The organism is Pseudonocardia halophobica (assembly GCF_050948485.1).
GTDB classification, from domain to species: domain Bacteria; phylum Actinomycetota; class Actinomycetes; order Mycobacteriales; family Pseudonocardiaceae; genus Pseudonocardia; species Pseudonocardia halophobica.
Genome location: NZ_CP192046.1, coordinates 2,264,438 through 2,289,358 on the forward strand (window position 1 = coordinate 2,264,438; position 24,921 = coordinate 2,289,358).

The 24,921-nt window shown below is 75.2% G+C and carries 27 protein-coding genes; 17 read left to right on the forward strand and 10 right to left on the reverse strand.

Annotated features, from left to right (window positions below; genetic code table 11):
* Window positions 1–33: 33 nt before the first annotated feature.
* A complete protein-coding gene (locus ACQP04_RS10840; protein WP_433506922.1) occupies window positions 34–831 on the forward strand; it encodes an isoprenyl transferase in 798 nt (265 codons plus the stop codon).
* On the forward strand, window positions 828–1,223 hold the full coding sequence (locus tag ACQP04_RS10845) for a hypothetical protein (RefSeq protein WP_433506923.1): 396 nt from the start codon (window positions 828–830) through the stop codon (window positions 1,221–1,223). Before ACQP04_RS10840 ends, ACQP04_RS10845 begins: the two co-directional genes overlap by 4 nt.
* A gap of 49 nt (window positions 1,224–1,272) precedes the next feature.
* On the opposite strand, the gene ACQP04_RS10850 is transcribed toward ACQP04_RS10845, so the two are convergent.
* Complete coding sequence (locus ACQP04_RS10850) at window positions 1,273–1,890, reverse strand: hypothetical protein (RefSeq protein WP_433506924.1); 618 nt, start codon at window positions 1,888–1,890, stop codon at window positions 1,273–1,275.
* A gap of 194 nt (window positions 1,891–2,084) precedes the next feature.
* On the opposite strand from ACQP04_RS10850, the gene ACQP04_RS10855 reads away from it, so the two are divergent.
* Entirely contained in the window at window positions 2,085–2,858 is a 774-nt protein-coding gene (locus ACQP04_RS10855) for an SDR family NAD(P)-dependent oxidoreductase (RefSeq protein ID WP_037043543.1), read from the forward strand.
* A gap of 75 nt (window positions 2,859–2,933) precedes the next feature.
* Here ACQP04_RS10855 and ACQP04_RS10860 read toward each other — a convergent pair whose 3' ends face one another.
* Window positions 2,934–3,335: a Fur family transcriptional regulator gene (locus ACQP04_RS10860; RefSeq protein ID WP_358206045.1), complete on the reverse strand. Its 402-nt coding sequence runs from the start codon at window positions 3,333–3,335 to the stop codon at window positions 2,934–2,936.
* Complete coding sequence (locus ACQP04_RS10865) at window positions 3,332–3,679, reverse strand: ArsR/SmtB family transcription factor (protein WP_358206088.1); 348 nt, start codon at window positions 3,677–3,679, stop codon at window positions 3,332–3,334. Before ACQP04_RS10865 ends, ACQP04_RS10860 begins: the two co-directional genes overlap by 4 nt.
* Before the next feature lie 121 nt (window positions 3,680–3,800).
* On the opposite strand from ACQP04_RS10865, the gene ACQP04_RS10870 reads away from it, so the two are divergent.
* Window positions 3,801–4,127: an antibiotic biosynthesis monooxygenase gene (locus ACQP04_RS10870; RefSeq protein ID WP_433506925.1), complete on the forward strand. Its 327-nt coding sequence runs from the start codon at window positions 3,801–3,803 to the stop codon at window positions 4,125–4,127.
* 87 nt (window positions 4,128–4,214) lie between these two features.
* The gene (locus tag ACQP04_RS10875) at window positions 4,215–5,612 is read left to right on the forward strand and encodes a glycine--tRNA ligase (RefSeq protein WP_433506926.1); all 1,398 of its coding nucleotides are present in this window, start codon (window positions 4,215–4,217) and stop codon (window positions 5,610–5,612) included.
* An 806-nt stretch (window positions 5,613–6,418) separates the two neighbouring features.
* Here the strand turns inward: ACQP04_RS10875 and ACQP04_RS10880 are convergent.
* A complete protein-coding gene (locus ACQP04_RS10880) occupies window positions 6,419–7,405 on the reverse strand; it encodes a CNNM domain-containing protein (protein WP_433506927.1) in 987 nt (328 codons plus the stop codon).
* Window positions 7,402–8,748: a hemolysin family protein gene (locus ACQP04_RS10885; RefSeq protein WP_433506928.1), complete on the reverse strand. Its 1,347-nt coding sequence runs from the start codon at window positions 8,746–8,748 to the stop codon at window positions 7,402–7,404. Before ACQP04_RS10885 ends, ACQP04_RS10880 begins: the two co-directional genes overlap by 4 nt.
* A 217-nt stretch (window positions 8,749–8,965) precedes the next feature.
* Here ACQP04_RS10885 and ACQP04_RS10890 point away from each other — a divergent pair, with 217 nt between their 5' ends.
* The 4 genes from ACQP04_RS10890 to ACQP04_RS10905 all read left to right on the forward strand — a co-directional run bounded on the left by ACQP04_RS10890 (window position 8,966) and on the right by ACQP04_RS10905 (window position 12,878).
* Window positions 8,966–10,003, forward strand: coding sequence for an XdhC family protein (locus ACQP04_RS10890; protein ID WP_433506929.1), 1,038 nt, complete (start codon window positions 8,966–8,968; stop codon window positions 10,001–10,003).
* A 227-nt stretch (window positions 10,004–10,230) separates the two neighbouring features.
* The gene (locus ACQP04_RS10895) at window positions 10,231–10,782 is read left to right on the forward strand and encodes a YdcF family protein (protein ID WP_081924007.1); all 552 of its coding nucleotides are present in this window, start codon (window positions 10,231–10,233) and stop codon (window positions 10,780–10,782) included.
* A gap of 11 nt (window positions 10,783–10,793) precedes the next feature.
* The gene (locus ACQP04_RS10900) at window positions 10,794–12,134 is read left to right on the forward strand and encodes a deoxyguanosinetriphosphate triphosphohydrolase (RefSeq protein ID WP_433506930.1); all 1,341 of its coding nucleotides are present in this window, start codon (window positions 10,794–10,796) and stop codon (window positions 12,132–12,134) included.
* A gap of 153 nt (window positions 12,135–12,287) precedes the next feature.
* Window positions 12,288–12,878, forward strand: a complete 591-nt coding sequence (locus ACQP04_RS10905) for a carboxymuconolactone decarboxylase family protein (RefSeq protein WP_433506931.1) — start codon at window positions 12,288–12,290, stop codon at window positions 12,876–12,878.
* On the opposite strand, the gene ACQP04_RS10910 is transcribed toward ACQP04_RS10905, so the two are convergent.
* The 4 genes from ACQP04_RS10910 to ACQP04_RS10925 all read right to left on the reverse strand — a co-directional run bounded on the left by ACQP04_RS10910 (window position 12,860) and on the right by ACQP04_RS10925 (window position 16,312).
* Window positions 12,860–13,402, reverse strand: a complete 543-nt coding sequence (locus ACQP04_RS10910) for a DUF732 domain-containing protein (protein ID WP_433506932.1) — start codon at window positions 13,400–13,402, stop codon at window positions 12,860–12,862. The two genes, ACQP04_RS10905 and ACQP04_RS10910, sit on opposite strands and share 19 nt — an antisense overlap.
* 151 nt (window positions 13,403–13,553) lie before the next feature.
* On the reverse strand, window positions 13,554–14,279 hold the full coding sequence (locus ACQP04_RS10915) for an HNH endonuclease family protein (protein WP_433506933.1): 726 nt from the start codon (window positions 14,277–14,279) through the stop codon (window positions 13,554–13,556).
* Between the two features lie 73 nt (window positions 14,280–14,352).
* The gene (sigJ, locus tag ACQP04_RS10920; RefSeq protein WP_433506934.1) at window positions 14,353–15,231 is read right to left on the reverse strand and encodes an RNA polymerase sigma factor SigJ; all 879 of its coding nucleotides are present in this window, start codon (window positions 15,229–15,231) and stop codon (window positions 14,353–14,355) included.
* 4 nt (window positions 15,232–15,235) lie between these two features.
* Complete coding sequence (locus ACQP04_RS10925) at window positions 15,236–16,312, reverse strand: serine hydrolase domain-containing protein (protein ID WP_433506935.1); 1,077 nt, start codon at window positions 16,310–16,312, stop codon at window positions 15,236–15,238.
* An 80-nt stretch (window positions 16,313–16,392) separates the two neighbouring features.
* Here ACQP04_RS10925 and ACQP04_RS10930 point away from each other — a divergent pair, with 80 nt between their 5' ends.
* From ACQP04_RS10930 to ACQP04_RS10965, 8 genes are all read left to right on the forward strand, one after another.
* Window positions 16,393–17,313, forward strand: coding sequence for an RNA polymerase sigma-70 factor (locus ACQP04_RS10930; protein WP_433506936.1), 921 nt, complete (start codon window positions 16,393–16,395; stop codon window positions 17,311–17,313).
* A gap of 15 nt (window positions 17,314–17,328) precedes the next feature.
* The gene (locus ACQP04_RS10935; RefSeq protein WP_433506937.1) at window positions 17,329–18,075 is read left to right on the forward strand and encodes an SDR family oxidoreductase; all 747 of its coding nucleotides are present in this window, start codon (window positions 17,329–17,331) and stop codon (window positions 18,073–18,075) included.
* Window positions 18,072–18,512: a hypothetical protein gene (locus tag ACQP04_RS10940; protein WP_433506938.1), complete on the forward strand. Its 441-nt coding sequence runs from the start codon at window positions 18,072–18,074 to the stop codon at window positions 18,510–18,512. The genes ACQP04_RS10935 and ACQP04_RS10940 overlap by 4 nt, the downstream gene beginning before the upstream one ends.
* A gap of 79 nt (window positions 18,513–18,591) precedes the next feature.
* Window positions 18,592–19,011 carry a hypothetical protein gene (locus ACQP04_RS10945; RefSeq protein ID WP_433506939.1) on the forward strand — a complete coding sequence of 140 codons (420 nt, stop codon included), beginning with the start codon at window positions 18,592–18,594 and terminating at the stop codon, window positions 19,009–19,011.
* Between the two features lie 99 nt (window positions 19,012–19,110).
* Window positions 19,111–20,976, forward strand: coding sequence for a DNA primase (gene dnaG / locus ACQP04_RS10950; RefSeq protein ID WP_433506940.1), 1,866 nt, complete (start codon window positions 19,111–19,113; stop codon window positions 20,974–20,976).
* Window positions 20,973–21,425, forward strand: a complete 453-nt coding sequence (locus ACQP04_RS10955) for a hypothetical protein (protein ID WP_433506941.1) — start codon at window positions 20,973–20,975, stop codon at window positions 21,423–21,425. The genes dnaG and ACQP04_RS10955 overlap by 4 nt, the downstream gene beginning before the upstream one ends.
* Before the next feature lie 61 nt (window positions 21,426–21,486).
* Window positions 21,487–22,245, forward strand: coding sequence for a trans-aconitate 2-methyltransferase (locus ACQP04_RS10960; protein ID WP_433506942.1), 759 nt, complete (start codon window positions 21,487–21,489; stop codon window positions 22,243–22,245).
* A 190-nt stretch (window positions 22,246–22,435) separates the two neighbouring features.
* Entirely contained in the window at window positions 22,436–24,121 is a 1,686-nt protein-coding gene (locus ACQP04_RS10965; protein ID WP_433506943.1) for an EAL domain-containing protein, read from the forward strand.
* Here ACQP04_RS10965 and ACQP04_RS10970 read toward each other — a convergent pair.
* The gene (locus tag ACQP04_RS10970; protein WP_433506944.1) at window positions 24,118–24,909 is read right to left on the reverse strand and encodes an NAD(P)H-dependent oxidoreductase; all 792 of its coding nucleotides are present in this window, start codon (window positions 24,907–24,909) and stop codon (window positions 24,118–24,120) included. The two genes, ACQP04_RS10965 and ACQP04_RS10970, sit on opposite strands and share 4 nt — an antisense overlap.
* Window positions 24,910–24,921 lie beyond the last annotated feature (12 nt).

Genomic DNA, 24,921 nt, shown 5'->3' on the forward strand with positions numbered 1-24,921 from the left:
GCCCGGCGTCCAGGGACGGCGGACGTAGGCTCCATGGCCGTGCCGACTCCTGGGCCCTTCCAGCCCCCGCCGCCGCACCCGTCGGGAGCGCGGCCGCCGGCGATCCCGCCGGAGCTGGTCCCGAACCACGTCGCCCTCGTCATGGACGGCAACGGCCGCTGGGCCAACGCCCGCGGCCTGCCCCGGATCGAGGGGCACCGCCGCGGCGAGGCCTCGCTCATGGACGTCGCGCGGGGTTGCATCGACATCGGCGTGAAGTGGTTGTCCGCCTACGCCTTCTCCACCGAGAACTGGAAGCGCAGCCCGGACGAGGTGCGGTTCCTCATGGGCTTCAACCGGGACGTCATCCGCCGCCGGGTGGACGAGATGCACAGCATGGGCGTCCGGGTCCGGTGGGCCGGGCGGCGGCCGCGGCTGTGGCGGTCGGTGATCAAGGAGCTCGAGGTCGCCGAGGAGAAGACGAGGCACAACGACGTGCTGACGCTGACCATGTGCGTGAACTACGGGGGGCGGGCGGAGATCGCCGACGCGGTGCAGCAGATCGCGCGGCAGGTCCAGGCCGGGAAGATCAAGCCGGACAAGATCGACGAGCGGACGATCGCGAAGTACCTCGACGAGCCGGACATGCCCGACGTCGACCTGTTCGTGCGGTCGAGCGGCGAGCAGCGGACGTCGAACTTCCTGTTGTGGCAGAGCGCCTACGCCGAGATGGTCTTCCTCGACACGCTCTTCCCCGACTTCGACCGTCGGCACATCTGGGAGGCGATCGAGATCTACGCGAGGCGGGACCGCCGGTTCGGCGGGGCGATCGACAAGGCGGGGTCCTCGTGAGCCTGGAGATCGCCCGCAGGGCACTGGAGCGCTACCACGACGTCGAGGTCGGCGAGGACGGCGCGCTCACCTTCGCCCACGGCGGCGTGCTGTGCGTGGTGCAGGGCACCGAGCTGGAGGAGGGGCTGCCCGTCCTCAACCTGACCTGCGTCGTGGCCTGGGACCTGCCGGTGTCCGCGGACCCGGCGACGGACGTCCCCACCCGCGTCGCCCTCGGCGTGGGCGAGGGGCTGTTCGGCACGCCGCGGGTCGTACGCGGCGAGAACGGCTGGGACGTCACGCTCCGCTACGCCTTCCCCGCGGCCGGCCTGGCGGAGGGTCCGATGGGGACACTGCTGATGCTGGTGGTGGGCAGCGCCTCGGCCATGCGCACCGAGCTCGTCGGCTCCTGACCCTCGTGAGTGGCGATGGCTGCCGTAGCGACCATCGCCACTCACGGGGTCAGCCGACGGGGGACTCGGACAGGTGCACCAGCGGCAGCTCGGCGAGCTGGGCCGCGCTCATCTGCCGGGCGTTCTCCAGGACGCGCGCCTGCGCCTCCTGCATCCGGCCGTCGACCAGCCCGGACAGGCCGTAGGAGATCCGGCCGAGCAGCCGGACCGTGGTGTCGTCGACCGGGGGCCGCGGTGCGGAGACGACGGCGACGCCCGTCGGGTGCCCGTCGTTGGCCTGCGCGATGCCGATCGTGAAGGCCTCGCGCGGGTTGACGTGCCGCGAGGCGTAGTGGTCCCGCAGGGTCGGGAAGGTCTTGTGGAACTTCACCACCTCGTCGTCGAGCTCGAGGGACTCGACGTCCGCGTCGGTGAGGATCTTGGTGCGGCCCGAGAAGCAGCGCACGTACCCGACGAGCGCGCCGGTCCACAACGCCTCGACCAGCACGGGGTCGGGCCGGGGCACGGCGAGTGCCGCGACCAGGTGCTCGCAGCAGCGCAGCACGTACTGCAGGTCCTCGAACACCGCGGAGAGCTGGGCCAGCTCGCCGGACTCCGGTGTGTCGAGCCTGCGCACCGTGCTCGGTGCGTCCGGACCCGATGCCCCTGGGGTCCCGCCGTCGGTCATGGGCACGCCTCCCGCTTCGTCGCGTCGGCGCACGGTATCCCCGTGCCGACGCCGGGTGGATCTCGATATGAGACGCCGGCCACTCCGCCGCGGCTGTCGATGTGGTCGACAGCACGCCCTCGGCACAGCAGAGTGGGCAGACAATGCACGTGCATCACGGCGGCACCGACGCCGCCGCGGAGAGGAGAGCGTTGATGGACATCACGGGAGCCTCGGCCATCGTCACCGGCGGCGCGTCCGGTCTCGGGGAGGCGACCGCGCGGCTGCTGGCCCAGCGCGGGGCGAAGGTCGTCGTGCTCGACCTGAACGAGGACCGGGGCGAGAAGGTCGCCGCCGAGATCGGGGGCGTGTTCGCCAAGGCCGACGTCGCCGACGAGGCCCAGGTCAAGGCGGCCGTCGAGGCGGCCTCGGAGCTCGGCCCGCTGCGGATCCTGGTCAACAGCGCCGGCCTCGGCCGTGCCGCCCGGATCATCGGCCGGGACCTCGAGCCGGTCCCGCTCGAGACCTTCGAGTTCGTGGTGCGGGTCAACCTGACCGGCACCTACAACTGCGCCCGGCTCGCGGCGTCGGCGATGGCCAAGACGGACCCGCTCGAGGACGGCACCTCGCGCGGCGCGATCCTCAACACGGCCTCCGCGGCGGCGTTCGACGGCCAGATCGGCCAGACCCCGTACTCGGCCTCGAAGGGCGGCGTGGTCGGCCTGACCCTGCCGATGGCCCGCGACCTTGCCCGGCACGGCATCCGCGTCAACACCATCGCCCCCGGCCTGATCGACACCCCGATCTACGGCGAGGGCGAGAAGGCGGAGGCCTTCAAGGCCGCGCTCGGCCAGAGCGTGGTCTACCCGAACCGGCTCGGGAAGGCCGAGGAGTACGCCTCCATGGCGGTCGAGGTGCTCACCAACGACTACATGAACGGCGAGACGATCCGGCTCGACGGCGCGATCCGGATGCCCCCGAAGTCCTGACCCCCGCGTGAACGAACGGCACTCTCGCTCAGATCTGGTGAGCGAGAGTGCCGTTCGTGCAGGTCGAAGGAGGGCTCAGGCGCAGGAGCGGCAGACGCCGAAGATCTCCACGGTGTGCGAGATCTCGGTGAAGCCGTGCTCCCGGGCGACCCGCTGCGTCCACTCCTCGACGGCGGGGGCGTCGATCTCCTCCGCCGCCCCGCAGCGCCGGCACACCAGGTGGTGGTGGTGCTCGTCGGAGGCGCAGCGGCGGTAGACGGCCTCGCCGCCGGCGTTGCGCAGGACGTCGACCTCGCCGCCGTCGGCCATCGTCTGCAGGGTCCGGTACACGGTCGTCAGGCCGATGCCCTCGCCGGAGCGGCGCAGTTCCTCGTGGATCTCCTGGGCCGAGCGGAAGTCCGGGAGCCGGTCGAGCAGGGCGGAGACGGCGGCGCGCTGCTTCGTCGCGCGCAGCACCCGGGTGCCCCCAGCGGTCATGCGTCCTCCTGAACGTGCGCCACCGCGTCGACGACGATGTGCGCGAGATGGTCGTCGACCAGTGAGTACAGCACCTCGCGGCCCTTGCGCTCGCCCTCGACCACCCCGGCGGACTTGAGCACGCGCAGGTGCTGGCTGATCAGGGGCTGGGTGACGCCGAGGGCGTCGACCAGGTCGTGCACGCAGCGCGGGGAGTCGAGCAGCTGCAGCACGATCGCGATCCGGACCGGCGCGGCGAGGGCGCGGAGCAGGTCGCCCGCGGCGGCGAGGGTGCGCGGCGGGTGGACGGGGGCGGGCTCGGCGGCCGGGCACAGCGTGCCCTCGTGCTCGTGCGTGATCGACATGACCGTCCAGTCCCCGGGGGCGGCGGCCGCACCCTCGGTCGCGTCGTGAGCCTCGCCGGGCCGCATCGGCCATGATAGGCGTTTTCAACAAGGCGGGAAGGCGGCCGGTAGGGTCCGCCGCGTGCTGCTCGTGTGCCGCTTCACACCGGCTGATCCGGCCGCCTTCGCCGACCGGCTCGCGTACGCCCTGGAGGTGCTCACCGCGCAGCCCGGGTGTCTCGGCGGGGAGGCCGGCCGGGCCGTCGACGACCCGGCGCACTGGGTGCTCACCGTGCGCTTCACCGGGGTCGACGCCTACCGCCGGGCCCTCTCGCCCTTCCCGGTCCGCGAACACGTCGTCCCGCTGCTGTCCGAGGCGTCGGCCGACTCGCCCGCCACCTACGAGACGCTGCTCGGGGCCGCCGGCGGCGCCGTCGAGCGGCGGGCCTCGCTGCGGGCGGGGGACTAGCCGAACCCGTTCGCGCCGGTCGATACCCTGGAGATTCCGCCCCCGCATCCGGCGGGGTCGCCCCACACCGTTCCCGGGAGATCCTCCGTGGCCAGCAAGCCCAGTTCCGCCAAGATCGAGACCATCGTCGCGCTCGCCAAGCGCCGCGGATTCGTCTTCGCGTCGGGTGAGATCTACGGCGGTACCCGGTCGGCGTGGGACTACGGGCCCCTCGGCGTGGAGCTCAAGGAGAACATCAAGCGGCAGTGGTGGAAGTCGATGGTCACCGGCCGCGAGGACGTCGTGGGCCTCGACTCGTCGGTGATCCTGCCGCGCCAGGTGTGGGTCGCCTCCGGGCACGTCGGCGTGTTCACCGACCCGCTCGTCGAGTGCCAGCACTGCCACAAGCGCTTCCGCGCCGACCAGCTGGCCGAGGAGTACACCGAGCGCACCGGCAAGGAGGCGTCGGAGGAGGACCTGTCCGACGTCCCGTGCCCCAACTGCGGCACGCGCGGCCAGTACACCGAGCCGCGCGACTTCAACATGATGCTCAAGACCTACCTCGGCCCGGTGGAGTCCGAGGAGGGCCTGCACTACCTGCGCCCGGAGACCGCGCAGGGCATCTTCGTGAACTTCCTCAACGTGCAGACCACCTCGCGCAAGAAGCCGCCGTTCGGCATCGGCCAGGTCGGCAAGAGCTTCCGCAACGAGATCACGCCGGGCAACTTCATCTTCCGCACGCGCGAGTTCGAGCAGATGGAGATGGAGTACTTCGTCGAGCCGGGCACGGACGAGGAGCTCCACCAGTACTGGATCGACGAGCGCACGAACTGGTACGTCGACCTCGGCATCGCGCGGGAGAACCTGCGGCACTACGAGCACCCCAAGGAGAAGCTCTCCCACTACTCGAAGCGCACCGTCGACATCGAGTACCGCTTCGAGTTCGTCGGGCAGGAGTGGGGCGAGCTCGAGGGCGTCGCGAACCGCACGGACTTCGACCTGACCACGCACTCGAACCACTCGGGCGTCGACCTCTCCTTCTACGACCAGAACACGAAGGAGCGGTACCGGCCGTACGTCATCGAGCCGGCCGCCGGCGTGGGGCGCTCGATGATGGCCTTCCTCATCGACGCGTACCACGAGGAGGAGGCGCCCAACGCCAAGGGCGGCACCGACAAGCGCGTCGTGCTGCGTCTCGACCGGCGGCTCGCCCCGGTCAAGGCCGCCGTGCTGCCGCTCTCCCGCAACGCCGACCTCTCGCCCAAGGCGCGGGACCTGGCCGCGCGGCTGCGGAAGAACTGGAACGTCGAGTTCGACGACGCCGGCGCCATCGGCCGCCGCTACCGCCGCCAGGACGAGATCGGCACCCCGTTCTGCATCACGGTCGACTTCGACACCCTGCAGGACGAGGCCGTCACCATCCGGGAGCGGGACACCATGGCGCAGGAGCGCATCCCCCTCGACCAGGTCGAGGGCTACCTCGCCCAACGCCTCCTGGGCTGCTGACCTGAGGTCTTCTGGTTCGGCTCCGTGTACGGGCTCCGGCATGATCGTCGGACGGGACCGTTTCCGGCCGCATGTGGCCGCGTCCGGTCCCGTGGGGTGGCCGAGCACCCAGCCCCGGATCCCGGCCTCGCGGAGCAGCGCGACCATCAGACGTTCCGCGTCCGATCCCGCTGTGTCTGCCGCGGCGGCCAACAGCCGGCCGGCGCGTCGGGAGCCGCGGCTGCCGAGCATGCTCGAGTAGGCACGATGTACCTCGGCGAAGCGGACGTGCCGTTGCAGGGCGCGGTCGAGGAACGCGAGCCGGCGTCGAGCGCGACCGCGGTCTCGAGGACGTGAGCGGCGGCGCGGTGATGCCGACGCCGCGGATCCGGGTGCGGTCCGCGGCATCGAGCGTGCGCCGTCGGATGCTGACGCCGGGCCGGGTCCGCGGTGCTCGGTGCGCGGCACCGTGACCTGGATCGTCGGCGGCGCAGCACCGAGCATGCCGTGCCAGTACGCCGCCGCCGGGCCTGAGACGATCGTGTCGTCACCCAGCCAGAGCCAGGCCGCCCGGATGCGTGCCTCGTCGCCGTAGCGGTGGCTCGCCGGGCGGTACACCCGGGGCAGGACGCGCACCCACTGTCCCTCGGCGCCCCGGCCCGTTCCCGGCCGCACGTGGCCGTGTGGCCCAGGCCTGCGATCACGGGCGAGGGGGAGCCGTGCCTCGGGGCGTGATCGCCGGACCGGACCGATGACGGCCACCTGCGGCCGACAATGGTCCCAGCCGGCGATCACGGCCCGGCGCGGCCCGAGCACGGCCGCAAGCGTCAGGCGGGGAGGAGGCGGTCGACGACGTCCTGCATGGTGACGATGCCGAGGAGCGTCCCGTTCTCCGTGACCAGCGCCAGCTGCCCCCGCTTCTCCCGCATGGTCGACAGCGCCTGGTGGACCGGGGTGTCGGCGGGGAAGGTGAGGATGTCGCGGACGAGGTCGCGGGCCCGCACCGTCTCCGGCCTGCCCAGCGTGTCCCGCACGTGCACGAAGCCGGTCACGCGGTCGCCGTCCCGGACCACGAGCCGCAGGTGACCGCTCTCCCGGGAGACCTCGCGGATGCGGGCCACGGGGTCGTCGCAGGTCACGCCCGCGGGGTCGGGGTGGACCAGCGAGCGCACCGGCGCCCGGTCCAGCTCGAGGGTGGTGACGAGCTGGTCGCGCCGCTCCTCGTCGAGCGCACCGGCCCGGGCGGAGTGGTCGACGAGCTGGCGGAGGTCGTCGGCGTTCCGGCCGGAGGCCATCTCGTCGACGGGCTCGACGCCGACCCGGTGCAGGCACCAGTTCGCCATCCCGTTGAGCGCCACCAGCAGCGGCCGGGTGACGACCATGAACGCCCGCATCGGCAGCGCGAGCAGCGTGGCCGAGCGCTCGGGGTGCGAGATCGCCCAGGACTTGGGCGCCATCTCGCCGACGACGAGGTGCACGAAGGTCACCACGACCAGCGACAGCACGAACGACACGATCCCCGCGGCGCCCGCGGGCAGCCCCCACCCGAGGAACACGGGCTCGAGCGCGTCGTCGACCGCCGGCTTGGCGACCGCACCGAGGCCGAGCGTGCAGAGCGTGATGCCGAGCTGGGAGCCCGCGAGGAGCAGTGAGATGTCGCGCGCGCTGCGGAGCGCGGCGCGGGCGGACGCGCTGTGCCCCGCCTGCTCCTCCAGCCGGTACCGCCGGGCCGCGACCAGCGCGAACTCGACGGCCACGAAGAAGGCCGACAACGCCACCAGCGCGATCGACACGACGATCGACACGGCGCTCATCGCTCCACCTCCACCGGAGCGGTCTCCACGACCCGCACCCGGACCTGCTCGGGCACCCGGCGGGCGACCTCGCGGACCTCGATCCGCAGGTCCCGGTCGGGCTCGTCGGAGTCGGCACCGCGCGGCAGCCGCACGCTGACGACGTCGCCGGGCTCGGGCAGCCGCTGCAGCTCGGCGATCACCAGGCCGCCGACGGTCTGGTAGTCGCCCTCGGGCAGGTCGGCGTCGATCAGCCGGCCGACCTCGTCGACGTGCATGGTGCCGGGGACGACCCAGCCGTCCGGCGCGTCGACCGGGCGGTCGGCGAGCGCCGGGTCGTGCTCGTCCGTGATCTCGCCGACGAGCTCCTCGGCGATGTCCTCCAGCGTGATCACGCCGGCCAGACCGCCGTACTCGTCGACGACGGAGGCGAACTCGTCGCCCGCCTCGCGCAGCGCGGCGACGACCGCGGGCAGCGGCAGGGACGCCGGGACCACGACGGCCGGGCGCATGACCTCCGCGACCCGCAGGGCCGAGGTGTCGCGGCCCTCGAGGGCGAGCAGGTCCCGCAGGCAGACGACGCCGACGACCTCCTCGCCGGTCTCGTCGAGCACCGGGTAGCGGGAGTGCCCCGCCGCCATGGCCTCGGCGAGCTCGGGCACCAGCAGGTCCGCCTGCACCGACGTGACGCGCGGCCGCGGGATCATCGCCGCCCGCGCGGGCCGGTCGGTGAAGTCGAGGACGCGGTCGAGCATCGTCGACAGGTCGGGGCGCAGGTCGCCGCTGTCGCGGGACTCGTCGATGATCGCCTCGAGGTCCCGCGGCGTGGCCGCGTGCTCGACGTCGTGCACCGGCTCGATGCGCAACGCCTTGAGCAGCAGGTTCGAGGCGGCGTCGAACACCCGCACGATCCAGCCGAACGCGGCCAGGTACATGGTGGTGGGCAGCGCCAGCCGGCGGGCGACGGGCTCGGGCCGGGCGATCGCGAGGTTCTTCGGGAACAGCTCGCCGAAGACCATCTGCACGACGGTCGAGAGCAGCAGGGCGACGACCGTGCCGAGCGCGACGGCCCAGCCGGCGCCGCCGAGCAGTTCGCCGACGCCCTCGCCGATCAGCGGCTCGGCGACGTAACCGACCAGCAGGCCCGTGACGGTGATGCCCAACTGCGCGCCGGAGAGCATGAAGGAGGTGCGCCGGGTGACCGTGAGGGCGCGCTCGGCGCCCGCGTCGCCCTCGGCCGCGCGGGCCTTGAGCCGCGACCGGTCGACGGCCATGTACGCGAACTCCTGGGCGACGAAGAAGCCGGTCAGGGCGGTGATGCCCACGACGACCAGCACGCCGAGGAGGATGCCGAGGATCGTCATGCGACCGCTCCGGCGGGGGAGGGGAACGTCCGTCCGTGGGGGACGGTGCCGGTACTACAGGAGGGGTCCATGGCTCCGTGACGAGTCGGTGGGAGGTCGGTCCGTTTCCCGGACAACGGCGATGATCCCGTGCCGGTTCCCGCAGCGCATCCCCGCACCCCCGATCGGGCCCCGGCCCGGCCCTCGGCGGGCGGCCGCGGTGGCTACCCTGGCGCTCGTGACCGCTCCCGCCCCGTCCACCGATCCCCGTCGCGAGCTGGGGGCCGCGCTGCGCCGCTGGGCCGCGGGCGGCACCGGGACGGTCGGCGTCGTGCGGGTCCTGGACCGGCACGGGTTCGGCACCGTCGAGTCCGGCCAGCTGCTGGCCGGCACCGCGGACGGCGAGACCGCCGGGCTGCTCTACCTCGGCGCGCTCGACGACTCGGCGGTCCCGCTCGCCGGCGCCGCGGCCGGGCTCCCGCAGACCCGTACCGCGCACGTCGCGGAGAGCGCGGCGCTGCAGGCGGGGCTGGCGTGCGCGGGCGGCGCGACGCTGCTCGGCCACCCGCTGCCCGCAGCCCTCGCCGATCCTCTGGGTGCCGCGCTCGAGGACGCCCGCCCGGCCGCGCTGGTCTCGACGATCGACGGTGAGGCCGCGCTCGTGCTCACCGGCCCGGACCTCGAGGAGGTGCACGGCACCCTCGAGGACGGCACCCCGGGGCTCGACGACGAGGCCACGGCGGCCGCGCGGGAGCTGCTGCGCCGCGGCGCCACCGTGACCGACCGCCGCACCGTCGGCGACACCGAGATCCTCCTCGACCTGTGGGTCCCCGTGCCGTCCGTGCTGGTCGTGGGCTCGGGCGCGATCGGCGAGGCGCTGCTCGCGCAGGCCGCGCTGATCGGCTGGGCCGGCCGCACCGTCACCGGGCTCGACGAGGCCCGGGCCGCGGTGTCCGCCTTCACCGAGGCCGACGTCGTCGTGCTGCTCGACCACGCCCCGCGCTTCGACGCCGTGCTGATCGACGGCATCCGTCGTGGCCGGGGCTTCCTCGGCGCGCTCGGCTCCCGCCGCACCCAGGCCGCCCGCCGCGAGCGGCTGCTGCGGGCCGGCGTCACCGAGGAGGAGCTGGCCGCGATCCACGGCCCGGTCGGGCTGGACCTCGGCGCCCGCACCCCGGCCGAGACCGCCGTCTCGATCGTCGCCGAGGTCATCGCGGCCCGCTCCGGGCGCGCCGCCCGCGCGTTGGGCACGTCGGAGGGGAAGATCGGGGGGTGAGCGCACCGAGCGGGCACCGGCGCGGTGCTGTCCGGGGTGCCGGCCGGGGTGTCCGCGAGCCGGAGACCGTCCGGCTCCGGCACGTGCGCGGGCCCGGGCGTCCCGGCGCGGGCGACACGGACGACCCGCCCACCACCCCGACACCCCGCACCCGCACCGGGCTGACCTGGGCCGCCCGGCTGGTGGTCGGCACGCTGCTCACCGCCGCGATCATCCTGGGCGGCACCATGTTCCGGGTCTGGCAGACCGCCCGGGTGGACGGGGACCGGCCGGTCGACGCCGTCGTCGTCCTCGGGGCGGCGCAGTACGACGGCGAGCCGAGCCCGATCCTGGCCGCCCGGCTGCGGCACGCGGTCGCGCTGTACCAGGAGGGGCTCGCCCCGCGGATCGTCACGGTCGGTGGCAACCGCGCCGGGGACGAGTACACCGAGGCCGAGGCCGGCACGCGGTACCTGGAGCGCAACGGCGTCCCGGCCGGCGCCATCACCACGGTCGCCGAGGGCGCGGACACCCTGGGCAGCCTCAAGGCCGTCGCGGCGCGGGCGAGCCGGGACGGGTGGAGCAGCGCCCTGATCGTCAGCGACCCGTGGCACTCGCTGCGCGCCCGCACCATGGCCCGCGACTCGGGGCTGGAGGCCTGGACCTCGCCGACCCGCAGCGGGCCCGTCGTGCAGACGCGGGAGACGCAGGCGCGCTACATCCTCCGCGAGACCGCCGCGCTGCTGTACTACCGCCTCACCCACGCCTCGGCCGAGACCGAGAACACCGGGCTCGGCTGAGGGCGCCGACCATGACCGCGACGGTCCCCGCGCCGGCCCGGGAGGGGTACGACGACCACGACCGCGCCCGGCTGCTCCCCGAGCCGCCCAAGGGGTCCGGGCTCGGCGAGCACCACCGCCCGGAGAAGCGCTCGCCCTTCTCCCGCGACCGCGCCCGGGTGCTGCACTCCGCGGCGCTGCGCCGGCTCGCGGGAAAGACGCAGGTGGTGGGGCCGGGCGAGGCCGCCGAGATCACCGGCATCCCGCGCACCCGGCTGACCCATTCGCTGGAGGTCGCGCAGATCGGCCGCGGGATCGCCGAGGAGCTCGGCTGCGACCCGGACGTCGTCGACACCGCCGGGCTCGCGCACGACATCGGGCACCCGCCCTTCGGGCACAACGGCGAACGCGCGCTCGACGAGTTCGGCGCGGCCTGCGGCGGGTTCGAGGGCAACGCCCAGACCCTGCGGATCCTCACCCGGCTCGAGCCCAAGGTGGCCCTCGTCGACGACACCGGCGAGCACCCCGGCGGCCTCAACCTCACCCGCGCGACCCTCGACGCCAGCTGCAAGTACCCCTGGCGGCGGCGTGGCGCGGAGCGGAAGTTCGGCGCCTACGACGAGGACGGCGCGGTGTTCGACTGGGTCCGCGAGGGCGCTCCGGACCCGACGGTCGACCCCACGGGCTCCGTCTCCATGCCCCGGCGCTGCGTCGAGGCCCAGGTCATGGACTGGTCCGACGACGTCGCCTACTCCGTGCACGACGTCGAGGACGGGATACTCTCCGGCCGGATCGACCTGGCCGCGCTGGCCGCGCCCGAGGAGCGGGCCGTGCTCGCGCTCCTGGCGAGCACGCACTTCGGCGCCGATCCGGCCGCGTGCGAGGTCGCGGCCGCGGAGCTCGCCCGGCTGCCCGTCGTCGACGCGGTGAAGGGCTTCGACACCGCGACCGCACCCGCCGTCGCGCACGCCGCGCTCAAGCGGCTGACCAGCGAGCTCGTCGGGCGGTTCGTCCGCGCGGCCACGGACGCCACGCTCGACGCCCACGGCGACGGCCCGGTGCTCCGCTACACCGCGGATCTCGTGGTGCCCCCCGAGGCGGCCGCGGAGGTGGCGCTGCTCAAGGCCGTCGCGTTGCGGTACGTGATGAGCGACCCCGACCGGCTGCGGATGCAGGCGCGGCAGCGGGAGCTGCTGAAGGAGCTGGGGGAGGCGCTGCTGGCTGGTGCCCCCGGCACCCTCGACCCGGTGCGGGCGGGGGAGTGGGCCGCGGCCGGCGACGACGCCGCCCGGCTGCGGGTCGTCGTCGACCAGATCGCGGTGCTGACGGACGCCGGCGCGCTCGCCTGGCACCGCCGGTTGTGCCGGCGCTGACCGGCTCGCCCGGCCTGGTCAGCAGGGGTCGTGAGCGGGAATTGCCGCTCCAGGGGCAGTTGCCACTCACGGGGTGGGCGTGACCCGGGACACAGCGCGTCACGGAGGCCGCGGCGCCGTCGTCCTCCCGGTACCCGACCCGAGGAGGACGACATGGCACGCATCCCCGCCGTTCCCGAGGCCGAGGCCGGTGTGTTCGGCCGGCTGGTCTACCGCCTGGCCCGCCGGAGGTTCGGCGCGGTCCCGGAGCCGTTCGCGGTGGCCCGGCACCACCGCGGGCTGTTCTGGTCGGCGCTGGTGTCCGAGCTGGCCTACGAGCGCGCCGCCCGGGTGCTGCCCGCGCGGGTCCGCGAGCTCGCGGTGTACCGGACCGCGACGGTCGTCGGCTGCTCGTGGTGCGTCGACTTCGGCACCATGCTGCAGCGACTCGACGGGCTCGACGTCGACCGCCTTGCCCGCATCGACGACTACGCCACCGACCCGCTCTACAGCCCGGCCGAGCGCCTCGCGGTGGCCTACGCCGACGCGATGACGGCCACCCCGCCCACCGTCACCGACGCGCAGGTCGCGGAGCTGGAGCGGGAGTTCGGCCGGGCCGGGCTGCTCGAGCTGACCCAGGCGATCGCCGTCGAGAACCAGCGGGCGCGGGGGAACCACGCGCTGGGCATCGTCGACCAGGGGTTCGACGCGGCGTGCCGGGTGCGGCTCGGCGGGCCGCGGGTGGCTCAGGCGCCGGGACAGTAGCTCGTGCGGGCGGCGTCGACCAGCACCTGGGCGTCGCGGGTGCCGAAGCCGGCCGACACGGCCGCGGAGACCAGGTCGCCCCGGCTCGCCCCGCCCTCGAGGGACGAGCAGACGCCGTGGCCCAGCTCGATCAGGGTGTCCGGCGGGACCTCGGCCAGAGCGGGCCGGGTCGACACGGCGGCCAGGAAGGCACGGTCGCCGGTGCCGGTGCCGGCGGCGACGGTCGACGTCTCGCCGACGCCCGCCGCGAGGGCGGCCGCGGAGATGCCGCCGATCGCGGCCCCGGCGCCGAGGATCACGGCGACCAGCGCGGCCGGCAGCACCCAGCGCGGCACGCGGGAGGCCGGCGCGGGCGGGAGCGGCGGGGTGTAGGGCTGCGGCCCGTACCCCGGCACCCCGTAGCCGGGCGGCGGGGCGGAGGGGCCGACCCGGTGGCCGGCGGAGGGGTCGCGGGGCGCGGGGACCTGCGGCACGGCGTGCCGGGGACCGGCGGCGGCGTGACGCCCCGGGGCGCCCGCGGGCACGGGGGATCCCGGCGGGGCGCCCCCCGGCCCGCGCTGCCGCGGCACCGTGTGCCCCTGCCCGTCCCCGTACCCGGCCCCCCGATCGGACACTGTTCCCCCTGACTGCCGTGACGCCCCGTCTCCCGGTTCATCGCACTCCGGGGGCCGGGCCTTACGCCCCGGAGGAGTGAACCGTGCCGGGCACGGTGTCGTCCACCGGGATCGGCTGACCGGGGCACCCGGCGAGGATGCCGGAGATGGCGTCGTGCTCGGCCCGGGTGACCCACAGGTCGTACTTGGCCTTCACCGCGATCTGCCGGGCGACGTAGTCGCAACGGTAGGCGCGGTTCGGCGGCAGCCAGGTCGCGGCGTCGCCGTCGCTCTTGCGGTTGTTGGTGGGTCCGTCGACGGCGAGGAGGTTGAGCGGGTCGTTGCCGAGGCGCTTGCGGGTGTCGGCGTCGAGCTGCTGCGCGCCCTTCTGCCAGGCGTCGGACAGGGCGACGACGTGGTCGATCTGCACGGCCTCGCTCGTGCCCTGGCCGCGCGTGAAGGTGATCGTCTTCCCCGTGTACGGGTCCGCGAGCGTGCCCGTGAGCACGATGCAGTCGTGCGTGCCGGGCTTGAAGGTCTCGCCGGTCATGTCCCGGGCGAGGACGTCGTTGCGCTGGTCGCAGCCGTTGCGGTCGACGTCGGACCAGCTCGGGCCGAACTGGTCGCGGGCGTACCCGGTCTTCGGGGCCCGCCCCTTCACGGCGAGCTTCTCCAGGGCCTGTGCGGCGGTGCCGGTCGGGGCCGCGGCCGGGGCGGTGAAGGGTGTGTACCGGTCGGCGAGGGTGCCACACCCGGTCACCGTCAGGAGGACGAGAAGGACTGCGGTGAGGATCCGGGCGCCGTGCACCGGACGATCCTGCCGTCCCGCGGCCGGGGCGCCGCGGTGACACGCCGTGACGACTGCATCACTGCTACACGTGTCACCACCACACGCGCAGCTTCGCCGGGTTCATCACCTGCCGGGCCGCCGCGATGCGGGGCTCGCCCGCCTCGTCGAGGACGACCGTGATCGCCGTCGCCGAGGCCGCCACGCGCGGCGAGCCGGGGGTCGCGAACCCGGGCTCGCCGTTGACCCGCACCGGGATCCAGCCGGTCGGGTCGAGGTCGGCGCCGTACTGCCGCAGCAGGCCGGCCAGGAGCCGGACCATCGGCTCGGCCCCGACGACCGGCCGCAGCGCCGTCCGCACCGCGCCGCCGCCGTCGCTGGTGAGCACGACGTCCGGGTGCAGGACCCCGAGCAGCGCCTGCCGGTCCGCGCGGGCGAGGGCGTCGGCGAACGCGGCGAGCACCTTCTCCTCGGCCGCGGCCGGCACCCGGGCTGGGAGCGGTCCCGCCGCGGCCACGATCCGCCGGGCCCGCGCGGCGTGCTGCCGCGCCGCCGCCTCGCTGCAGCCCAGCACGGCGGCGATCTCCGCGTGGGCCTCGCCCAGGGCGTCGTGCAGGACGAGCGCGACCCGCTGGGCCGGGGTGAGCCGCTCGAGGAGCAGCAGGGCGGCCAGCCGCACGTCCTCCCCGCGGACGACGGCGGCGAGCGGGCCCTCGTCGTCGGGTGCGGTCACCAGCGGCTCGGGCAGCCACGGCCCGACGTACGTCTCCCGCCGGGCGGCCGCCGACGTCAGCCGGTCCAGGCAGATCCGGCCGACCACGGTCGTCAGCCAGGCCCGCGGGTCCCGCACCTCCGCCTCGTGGGCGGACCAGCGCAGCCAGGCCTCCTGCACGGCGTCCTCGGCGTCGGCCAGGCTGCCGGTGATCCGGTACCCGACGCGCAGGAGGTGCGGCCGCAGCTCCTCGAAGTCCACCCGCCTATCGGACCGCGTCGAGCACTGTCGTGACCAGTACCCGGACGGTCTCGAAGTCCATGCTCATCACGTTCCGCGTGACGGCCACGGCGAGGCCGCGGTCCGGGTCGGCGCCGGCCCAGGTGCCGCCCGCGCCCGCCATGCCGAACACCCGCGGCGCGCCTTCCTGGTCCCACGGCAGGCCCAGGCCGAAGCCCAGGCCCCACCGGCTCGGGTTGCCGTACACCTGGTCCGTCCCCGACGACGACTCGGTGTACGCCGCCGGGGCCCGGTCGCGGGAGACCACGGTGCCGTCGAGCCAGCCCGCGTACATCCGGGCGAGCGCCCGCGCGGACACCTTGGCCCCGGCCGGGATGTCGGCCGCGAGGACCCGTGGGTCGGAGCCGAGCGCCGCGGTCGGGAACAGCGCCATCGGCACCGCCCGCAGCATCTCCTCGGGCAGGGTGGACCCGCTCATCTCCGGCATCGGCGCGTCCTCGAGCACGGCCAGCCCGGACGGGTCCGGCATGCCGAACCGGATCTCGCCGGGGAAGCCGAGGACGTCCGTGAGGTCCGCGAGCAGGTCGGAGAGCTCGCGCCCGCTCGCCCGCCGGGCGATCTCGCCGTTCAGGAAGCCGAAGGTGTAGGCGTGGTAGCCGACGGCGGTGCCCGGCTCCCACCACGGCTCCGCCTCCTCCAGCGCGGTGACCATGCGGGACCAGTCGCAGACGTCGTCGACGGTCACGCCCGCGGGCAGGCCGGGGACGCCGGCGCTGTGGTCGAGGGCCTGCCGCACGGTGACCCCGCCCTTGCCGTGGGCCGCGAACTCCGGCCACACCTCGACGACCCGGGTGTCGTAGCCGAGGGTGCCGGCGTCGACCAGGCGGTGGACCAGCGTGGCGGTGGCGCCCTTGCCGACGGACCAGTTGTAGAACAGCGTCCCGGGCTCGACCGCCCGCCCGGTCGCGGGGTCCGCGACGCCCGCGGCCACGTCGACCACCGGCCGCCCGCCGACGTGCGCGGCCACCTGCAGCCCGCGCTCGCCGCCGGACCGCACCAGCTCGGCCGCCTGCTCCGCCACGATCTCCTGCACGTCGGTCATACCCGCTCCTCTCGGCTCCAGGGGGAGGACCGTTCCCGCCCCGCTCGGTCATCGGTCGGAGCGATGGCAGTCTTCTCGACATGAGCACGGCGACGGATCCGGTGGCGGCCTTCGAGGATCACCGGCCGCGCCTGTTCGGGCTCGCGTACCGCCTGCTCGGCTCCGCGCAGGACGCCGAGGACGCGGTCCAGGACGCGTGGCTGCGCTGGTCGGGCGCCGACCACGGGGAGATCGCGAGTCCCGGAGCCTGGTTGACCACGGCGCTGACCCGCCTCTGCCTGACCCGGCTGACCTCGGCACGGGCGCGTCGCGAGACCTACGTCGGGCCCTGGCTGCCGGAGCCGATCCTCACCACCGACCCGGCCGTGGGGCCGGCGGAGACCGCGGCGCAGCGGGAGTCGGTGTCGCTCGCGCTGCTGGTGACGCTGGAGCGGTTGTCCCCGCTGGAGCGCGCGGTGTACGTCCTGCGGGAGGCCTTCGGGCACACGCACGCGGAGGTCGCGGCGATCCTCGACGTCTCCGAGGCGCACTCCCGCCAGCTGCACACCCGCGCCCGGCGGCACCTCGCCGAGGCGCCCACGGACCCGCCCGAGGCCGACCCGGCGGCGTGGGGCGCGCTCGTCGAGCGGTTCCTGGCGGCGGCCCGCGAGGGCGAGATCGCCGAGCTGGAGGCCCTGCTCGCGGCCGACGTCGCCGCCTGGTCGGACGGCGGGGGCCGGGTCAGCGCCGCCCGCCGGCCGGTGCGCGGGCGGGCCGAGGTCGCGCGGTTCCTGGCGGGGGTGTTCGCGAGGTTCACGACCGGGCTGGTCGGAAGGGTCGCCGAGGTCAACGGGGAGCCCGCGCTGCTCGCCCTCCGCGATGGCGAGCTGACCTCCGTGCTGGCCGTCGAGCGGACCGGAGCGCAGGTCACGGGGCTGCGGTTCGTGCTGAACCCCGACAAGCTCGCCTTCCTCGCCGGGCAGCTGTCACGTTCGGGGGCGCTGCCCGGTCACTCCTCCTGACGGAAGGAGTCCGACATGGCGGACACGCTGGTGACCGGGGGGACGGGCACCCTCGGCAGGGTCCTGGTGGAGCGGCTGCGGGCGGCCGGACGGCCGACGCGGGTGCTCAGCCGCAGGCCCGGTGAAGGGCACGCGGTGGGCGACCTCGCGACGGGCGAGGGGATCGACGCCGCCGTCCGGGGCTGCGACGTGGTGGTGCACTGCGCGACCGGGCGCAAGGACGGCGAGACCTCGGCGCGGCTGGTCGAGGCGGCGCTGCGGAACGGGGCGCCGCACCTCGTCTTCATCTCGATCGTGGGGATCGACCGCATCCCGCTCGGCTACTACCGGGAGAAGCTCGCGGTGGAGCGGTTGCTCGCCGGGTCGGGCCTGCCGCACACGATCCTGCGGGCCACGCAGTTCCACGACCTCGTCGCGGCGATGCTGGGCGTGCTCGGCCGGGTGCCGGGGATGCTGGCGGTGCCGCGCGGGGTGGCGTTCCAGCCGGTCGACGTGCGGGACGTCGCCGACCGGCTCTGCGCGCTCGCCACCGGGGAACCTGCCGGACGCGTCGCGGACCTGGGCGGCCCGGAGGTACGGACGTTCGACGACCTCGCACGGGCCTGGCTCGAGGCCCGCGGCCGGAGGCGCCGGGTCGTGACCGTGCCCGTGCCCGGCCGGCTCGCGGCCGCGGTGCGGGACGGGGCGAACCTGGTGCCCGAGCACGCCGACGGCCGGATCACCTTCGCGCAGTACCTGCAGGGTGTGGGGGTGGCCCGATGAGCGAGCTCCAGGTCGCCGCGGTCGGAGGGGCGGCCGTGCGCGCCGGGCTGTGGTTCCTCGCGTTCACCGAGGTGGTCGTGGGGGCGTGGGCGCTGCTCGCGCCCGCGGGGTTCTACTCCGGCTTCCCGGCGCCGGGGCATCCGTGGGTGGCGATGCTCCCGCCGTACAACGAGCACCTGGTGCGCGACGTCGGGGCGCTGAGCCTGGCCCTCACCGTCGCCCTGGTCGGGGCGGCCCTGCGGCCGGAGCGGCGGCTCACGGTCGTCGTGCTGCTGGCGTTCCTCACCGCGACCGTGCCGCACGCGGTGTTCCACAGCCTGCACCTGCACGGCTTCCCGACCGTCGACGCCGTGGCCCAGACGATCGGGTTCGTGCTGCAGGTCGGCGTGGGCGTGGCGGTGCTGGTGGGCGTGTCGCGACGGCGTGTCGCACACTAGTCCGAATGCCGGAGCATTCTTCACGAATTCTCAGGGCCGAGTGATGTAACGCCCAGGGTCCGGGCGGAGATTCGAAGGCATGAGCTTCTCCGCCGGACCCCTCGCCGACACGCTGACCGCGCTCGGTGCCGCCGCCGCGATCGCCGTGCTGCTCCTGGTCGCCGGCGCGCCGCTCATGGTCGACCTGGTCGGCCCGCGGAAGCGGCGGCTCCCCGGCGGTGCGGTGGGCACGCTGCCCGCCGCGGCCCCGATCGCCGCGTCCGTCGGTACCGCTCCGGTCGAGCCGGTCGTGGCGCCCGAGGAGAGCGGCGGTGCCCCGGCGCGGATGGAGGTGCCCGCCCAGGGCGGCCCGGCCGACGCCGAGCCCGCCGAGGCCCCCGAGCAGGCCCGCGGCACGCTGACCCTCCGGGGCGCCGCGCGCGAGATCAGCCTGCCGTTCCAGCGCACCGCCCTCGCCCCGGTCGTCCCGCTCCAGCGCCCGGTCTCCCGCTTCAGCTGAGCCCGCCCGCCGAGCCTGCCGCCGCCCGCACCGCGGCTCCCCGCGCCCGTCCGGCGACCTGCGGGACCGCGGGGCGGGCGCGCGCCTAGACTCGGGGGCGTGGCAGGCCGCATCCGGGACAGCGACATCGCGGAGGTCCGCGACCGCACCCGGATCGAGGAGGTCGTCGGCGAGTACGTCGCGCTCCGCCGGGCCGGCGCGGGCTCGCTGAAGGGCCTGTGCCCCTTCCACGACGAGAAGACGCCGTCGTTCAACGTCCGGCCCACCCACGGCACGTTCCACTGCTTCGGCTGCGGCGAGGGCGGCAGCGCGATCGACTTCGTCATGAAGATGGAGCACATCGGGTTCGTCGAGGCCGTCGAGCGGCTGGCGGACAAGGTGGGCGTGCGGCTCACCTACGAGGGCGGCGGCTCGAGCGTCCAGCGCGACCGCGGCACCCGCACCCGGCTGCTCGAGGCGAACAAGAAGGCCGCCGAGTTCTACGCGGCCCAGCTGCGCACCCCCGAGGGTGCGCAGGCCATGCAGTTCCTCACCACCCGCGGGTTCGGCGCGACCGCCGCCGAGCAGTTCGGCTGCGGCTACGCGCCCGCCGGCTGGGACACCCTCACGAAGCACCTGCTGGCCCAGGGCTTCTCGCTCGACGAGCTGATGAAGGCGGGCCTGTCGAAGGAGGGCCGGCGCGGTCCGATCGACCGGTTCCACCGCCGGCTGCTGTGGCCGATCCGGGACCTGGGTGGCGACGTCGTGGGCTTCGGCGCCCGCCGCCTGTTCGACGACGACGGCATCGAGGCCAAGTACCTCAACACCTCCGAGACCCCGGTCTACCGCAAGACGCACGTGCTCTTCGGGCTCGACCTCGCCAAGCGCGAGATCGCCAAGCGCCGGCAGGTCGTGGTGGTCGAGGGCTACACGGACGTGATGGCGATGCACCTCGCCGGCGTGCCCACCGCCGTCGCCTCCTGCGGCACCGCCTTCGGCACCGAGCACATCACCGTGCTGCGCCGCCTGCTGGGGGACGACTCGTTCGACCGTGGCGAGGTCATCTACACGTTCGACGGCGACGCGGCGGGTCAGGCCGCCGCGCTGAAGGCCTTCGACGGCGACCAGTCCTTCGCCGCGCAGACCTTCGTCTGCATCGCGCCGGACGGGCAGGACCCCTGCGAGCTGCGCCAGGCGCACGGCGACACCGCCGTCCGTGATCTCGTCGCCCGCCGCGAGCCGCTGTTCGAGTTCGCGATCCGCCAGATCCTGCGCGAGCACGACCTGGACAAGGCCGAGGGCCGCATCCAGGCGCTGCAGCGGGCGGTCCCGGTCGTCGCCAAGATCAAGCGCGAGGACCTGCGGGACGAGTACGCGCGCCGGCTCGCGGGCTGGACCGGCTGGGACGACATCGCGATGGTCGTGCGGCGGGTGCGCGAGGAGGCCGGGGTCGCCCCCGAGCGGCCGCGCGGCCGTCGTCCGGAGCCGGTCGCCGCCCCGCGCCGGGACGACCCGCGCCTGCACCTGCAGCGCGAGGCGGTCAAGGCGGCGCTGCAGATCCCCGCCGTCGCCGGCCCGGCCTACGACGAGCTGCCCGAGCAGGTCTTCACCCATCCCGCGTTCGCCGCCGTGCACGTCGCGATCCAGAAGGCGGGCGGGGTGTGCGCGGGCATCGAGGGCCCGGCGTGGATCGAGGCGGTCACCGCCGAGTGCGGTCCCGAGGAGCGGAAGCTGCTCAGCGAGCTGGCGGTGGAGCCGCTGGAGCTGCCGCGCAAGCTCGGCGACGAGGCCCGCTACGTGGGCAGCGTGCTCGCCGGCGTCAAGCTCGCGCTGGTCGAGGCGCAGATCGCCGAGGTGAAGTCCCGGCTGCAGCGCACCAACCCGACCGAGGACCCGGAGCTCTACAACGAGCTGTTCGGCGACCTCGTGCCGCTCGAGCAGTACAAGATCGCGCTGCGCGAGCAGGCGTCCGGGGCCCACCGGTGAACCTGCTCCGGCGGCTGCTCGGCAAGGAGGACCTGCCCGAGGGGTTCGCCGGCCCGCTCGACCCGGAGGAGAACGTGGTCGCGGTCGCCGACGTCGTGCGCGGCGGCGGGCACCTCGTCGTCACCAACCTGGGCGTGTGGTTCCCCGGCGAGCCGGAGCGGGTCGGCTGGCACCTGGTCAGCAAGGCGAGCTGGGCGGACGGCGCGATGACCTTCGTCGTGGCCACGCAGGAGGACCTCGGCAAGGCGTTCCTGCTGCACGACGGGCCGCCCCGGCGCTTCCCGCTCGGCGAGCCCGGCAAGGTGCCGCAGGCGGTGCACCAGCGCGTCACCGGTTCGATCGTGTCCCGCGAGCGCGCCACGATGCCCGACGGCCGCGAGGCCTGGGTGCTCGAACGCCACGTCCCCGGTCGCGACGGCACGATCCGGCAGATCCACCCCGACCCGTGAGTGCCTACCGCCCCTGGAGCGGCCGCTCGCACTCACGACCCCAGCCGACCTGGGAGGACGCATGGTGACGACCTGGGACCCCGCCCTCTACCTCGACTTCGACGACCACCGCGCCCGCCCCTTCCACGACCTGCTGGCCCGGGTGCGCACGACCGACCCGCGCCGGGTGGTCGACCTCGGCTGCGGCCCCGGCCACCTCACCCCGGTGCTGACCGCGCGGTGGCCCGGCGCCGTCGTCGAGGCACTCGACTCGTCCCCGGACATGGTCGAGGCGGCCCGCGCCTCGGGCGTCGACGCCCGGCTGCAGGCCGCCGAGGACTGGACGCCCGCGCCCGACACGGACCTCGTGGTCAGCAACGCGGTGCTGCAGTGGGTGCCGAGCCACACCGCGCTGATCCCGCGGTGGATCGAGGCGCTGCCGGCGGGGGCCACGTTCGCGATGCAGGTCCCGGGCAACTTCGAGGCCCCCTCGCACGCGCTGGTGCGCGAGCTCGCCGCGGAGTGGGAGCAGCCGATCGTCCTGCGCGGTGAGGCCGCCGTGGCCGAGCCGGCGGAGTACGCCGAGCTCCTCGCGGCGACCGGCGCGGCCGCCGACGTCTGGGAGACGACCTACCTTCAGCGCCTCACCGGCGAGGACCCGGTGCTGCACTGGATCAGCGGCACCGCACTGCGTCCCGTGCGCGACGCGCTGGGGGAGGCGGAGTACGCCCGGTTCGCGGACCGGCTGGCCCCGCGCCTGCGCGCGGCCTACCCGGCCTCCGCCGACGGCACCACCTGGTTCCCCTTCCGCCGCCTCTTCGCCGTGGCGCACAAGGCCTGAAGGCCCTGTCCGAACGCTGTGTCCCGGGTGAACCAGAACAGCCCGCCTGATGTGATCTCCGTCCGTTCACCTCCCGGCCACCCACCGGGAGGGGGACGGCCCGGCCCCCGTTCCGTCCATCGGGGACGGTCGCGGCGCCCGCGACCGGGGCGGCACCGCGACCGGTCGCCCGAGCGGTGGAGGGGACGGCATGACGATCGCGCAGGACGGGCCCGACGACCCCGCGGCGTGGGCCGCCTCGTACAGCCGGGCGGACGGCATCCGCCCCCTGTTCGCGCCGATCGCGGACCTGGCCACCGGCGCGGTGGTGGCCGTCGAGGCGGTGCCGCGGCCGCGGGACGGGGCGATGGCCGGGGTGGTCGCGGCGGCCGCCCGCACGGACCGCCGCGCCGCCCTCGACGTCGGCGCCGCGGCCGCCGGGATCCGGCGGGCCGGCGGATACGGCCTCGGCGTCCCCCTGCACGTCACGCTGCTGACGGACACCGTGGCCGACGACGGCGGAGCGCTCGCCGCGCTGCACACCGCCGTCCGCGACGCGGGCTTCGCCCCGCGGGACGTCGTGGTCCGGATCGCCGCCCCGATCGGCAACCCGGCCGACGCGGACGTGGAAGCCGGCCTCCGCGTGCTGCGGTCCCGCGGCCACCGCATCGGGGTGGGGGAGGTCGGGCCGGCCGACCACCCGCTCGCGCTGATCGCCCGGCTCGCGCCCGACGTCGTCGCCCTCGACCCGGAGCTCGCCGGCGCAGTCGACGCCGACCCCGGCGGTCAGGTCGTGCTCGACGCCGTGGCGCGGTTGTGCCGACGCACCGGCGCCGAGCTGGTCGCCGCCGGGATCGCGACCGCGGCCGACCTGGAGGCCTTCCGCCGGCACGGTGTCCGCCGCGGCTGCGGTCCGCTCCTGGGCGCGCCGGGCCGCCGGCCGGTCGACCGGCTCGCGGCCCCGCTGCCCGCCCCGACGCCGCACGTGCGCCCGGCCCGCGCCGATCCCGTCGGGCCCGTGCTGGGCGACTTCGCCCGCCCGGCCGTGATGCTGCGCGACACCGCGACCGGCGCCGAGGCCCGTGCCCTGTTCCAGGACTCGCCGGAGCTCGCGGGCATCGTGCTGACCACGGCGTCGGAGCGGCCGGTCGCGATGCTGGAACGCACCCGCTTCCTGCTCGCCGTCTCCGCCCGGTTCGGCTACGCCCTGCACGCCGAGCGGCCGGTCCGCGACCTCGCCGACCCCGCGCGGGTGCTGCCGCTCGACGCGGAACCGCGCGAGGCGCTGCAGCTCGGCGACCCCCGCCGCGCCCACGACGACATCGCGCTCGTCGACGGGTACGGGCGCTGCCGCGGCGTCGAGCGGATCGGCGACCTGCTCCGCGCGGTCGCGGCGCTCGAGTACGACCGGGCGCTCGCCCTGCACCCGGTCACGGGCCTGCCCGGCGTGCCCGCGCTGACCGAGGCTCTCGAGCAGCGGCTGCTCGCGGGGCAGGGCGCCGGGATCGGGCTGGTCACCGCCGATCTGGCCGCGCTGACCCTGCACGGCGGGTTCGACGCCGTCGTCGACGCGTTGCGGCGGGTGGCCCGCGCGGTGACCGACGTCCTGCCCCGGTTCGCGGGGAGCAGCGCCGCGCACGGGACGGGCGACGACCTCGTGATCGTCACCGATCTCGGCGCGCCGCCCGCGCTCGACGCCGCCCTGCGCGCCGCGCTCGCCGCGCACCGGGCGCCGCGGGTCGCGACGGCCTGGCTGCGTCAGCCGCCCGGCCTGCCGACCGGCGCGGCCGACGTCGCCCGCGAGCTGGGCCGGCTCCGCGAGCAGGCCCGCCGGCTCGGCCCGGACGCCGCGGTGTCCGCCGCCGCGGGGGAGCCGCCCCGCCCGCTCGCCGGTTAGCCCGCCGCTCGGACCTCGGGGATGTCGGCGGTGTGCACCGACAGCCCCGCCTGCCCGGGGGCGAGGTGCGGGCGGAGCACCAGGTGCTCGTCGTAGTCCCCGCCGTGCTGCGGGCGGAAGGGGAGCGGGGCGTCGGTCCCGAGGCCGGCGAGCCGCTCGCGCAGGGCCGCGCCGGCGCGGAGCCGGTCGGCCTCGGTGAACCGGTCCGCGCCGGGGACGAGCAGCGGCGGCAGGACCGTGGCGCCGGCGTAGAAGAGCGTGCCGTGCAGCAGCGGGAACAGCAGCTCCTCGGCGTGTCCGTTGATCCCGCGCGGCCCGAACGCCGAGTCCGGGCCCCCGGTCGTCGTGACGACGAGGGCGCGTTTCCCGGCGAGCACGCCGTCGCCGTAGCGGCGGGTGCGCCCGTCGGGGCCGCGCACGCCGTAGGCGAAGCCGTCGACGAACACCCGGTCCACCCAGCCCTTGAGGATCGCGGGCATCCCGAACCACCACAGCGGGAACTGCAGCACCAGCGCGTCGGCCCGGCGCAGCTTCTCCTGCTCGGCGCGGATCTCCGACGGCAGCGTCCCGGCGTCGTGCGCCCGCCGGGACTCGGCGGAGACGAACAGCCGCTCGTCCGCGCGGAGCCCGTAGTCCTCCCGGCTCAGCACCGGGTCCCAGCGCATCGTGTACAGGTCCGACACCTCGACCCGGTCTCCCTGCTCCTCCAGCGCCGCGCGGCCCTCCGCGGCCAGCACGCCGGTCAACGAGCGCGGCTCCGGATGCGCGACCACCCACAGAACGTCCATGTCCCGATCGTC

Excerpts from the sequence above, each read along its gene's own strand:
- ACQP04_RS10840 (WP_433506922.1), top strand. The coding sequence starts at position 34 with ATGGCCGTGCCGACTCCTGGGCCCTTCCAGCCCCCGCCGCCGCACCCG.
- ACQP04_RS10850 (WP_433506924.1), bottom strand. The coding sequence starts at position 1,890 with ATGACCGACGGCGGGACCCCAGGGGCATCGGGTCCGGACGCACCGAGC.
- ACQP04_RS10855 (WP_037043543.1), top strand. The coding sequence starts at position 2,085 with ATGGACATCACGGGAGCCTCGGCCATCGTCACCGGCGGCGCGTCCGGT.
- ACQP04_RS10860 (WP_358206045.1), bottom strand. The coding sequence starts at position 3,335 with ATGACCGCTGGGGGCACCCGGGTGCTGCGCGCGACGAAGCAGCGCGCC.
- ACQP04_RS10865 (WP_358206088.1), bottom strand. The coding sequence starts at position 3,679 with ATGTCGATCACGCACGAGCACGAGGGCACGCTGTGCCCGGCCGCCGAG.
- ACQP04_RS10880 (WP_433506927.1), bottom strand. The coding sequence starts at position 7,405 with ATGAGCGCCGTGTCGATCGTCGTGTCGATCGCGCTGGTGGCGTTGTCG.
- ACQP04_RS10885 (WP_433506928.1), bottom strand. The coding sequence starts at position 8,748 with ATGACGATCCTCGGCATCCTCCTCGGCGTGCTGGTCGTCGTGGGCATC.
- ACQP04_RS10895 (WP_081924007.1), top strand. The coding sequence starts at position 10,231 with ATGTTCCGGGTCTGGCAGACCGCCCGGGTGGACGGGGACCGGCCGGTC.
- ACQP04_RS10900 (WP_433506930.1), top strand. The coding sequence starts at position 10,794 with ATGACCGCGACGGTCCCCGCGCCGGCCCGGGAGGGGTACGACGACCAC.
- ACQP04_RS10905 (WP_433506931.1), top strand. The coding sequence starts at position 12,288 with ATGGCACGCATCCCCGCCGTTCCCGAGGCCGAGGCCGGTGTGTTCGGC.
- ACQP04_RS10925 (WP_433506935.1), bottom strand. The coding sequence starts at position 16,312 with ATGACCGACGTGCAGGAGATCGTGGCGGAGCAGGCGGCCGAGCTGGTG.
- ACQP04_RS10930 (WP_433506936.1), top strand. The coding sequence starts at position 16,393 with ATGAGCACGGCGACGGATCCGGTGGCGGCCTTCGAGGATCACCGGCCG.
- ACQP04_RS10935 (WP_433506937.1), top strand. The coding sequence starts at position 17,329 with ATGGCGGACACGCTGGTGACCGGGGGGACGGGCACCCTCGGCAGGGTC.
- ACQP04_RS10940 (WP_433506938.1), top strand. The coding sequence starts at position 18,072 with ATGAGCGAGCTCCAGGTCGCCGCGGTCGGAGGGGCGGCCGTGCGCGCC.
- ACQP04_RS10945 (WP_433506939.1), top strand. The coding sequence starts at position 18,592 with ATGAGCTTCTCCGCCGGACCCCTCGCCGACACGCTGACCGCGCTCGGT.
- ACQP04_RS10960 (WP_433506942.1), top strand. The coding sequence starts at position 21,487 with ATGGTGACGACCTGGGACCCCGCCCTCTACCTCGACTTCGACGACCAC.
- ACQP04_RS10965 (WP_433506943.1), top strand. The coding sequence starts at position 22,436 with ATGACGATCGCGCAGGACGGGCCCGACGACCCCGCGGCGTGGGCCGCC.
- ACQP04_RS10970 (WP_433506944.1), bottom strand. The coding sequence starts at position 24,909 with ATGGACGTTCTGTGGGTGGTCGCGCATCCGGAGCCGCGCTCGTTGACC.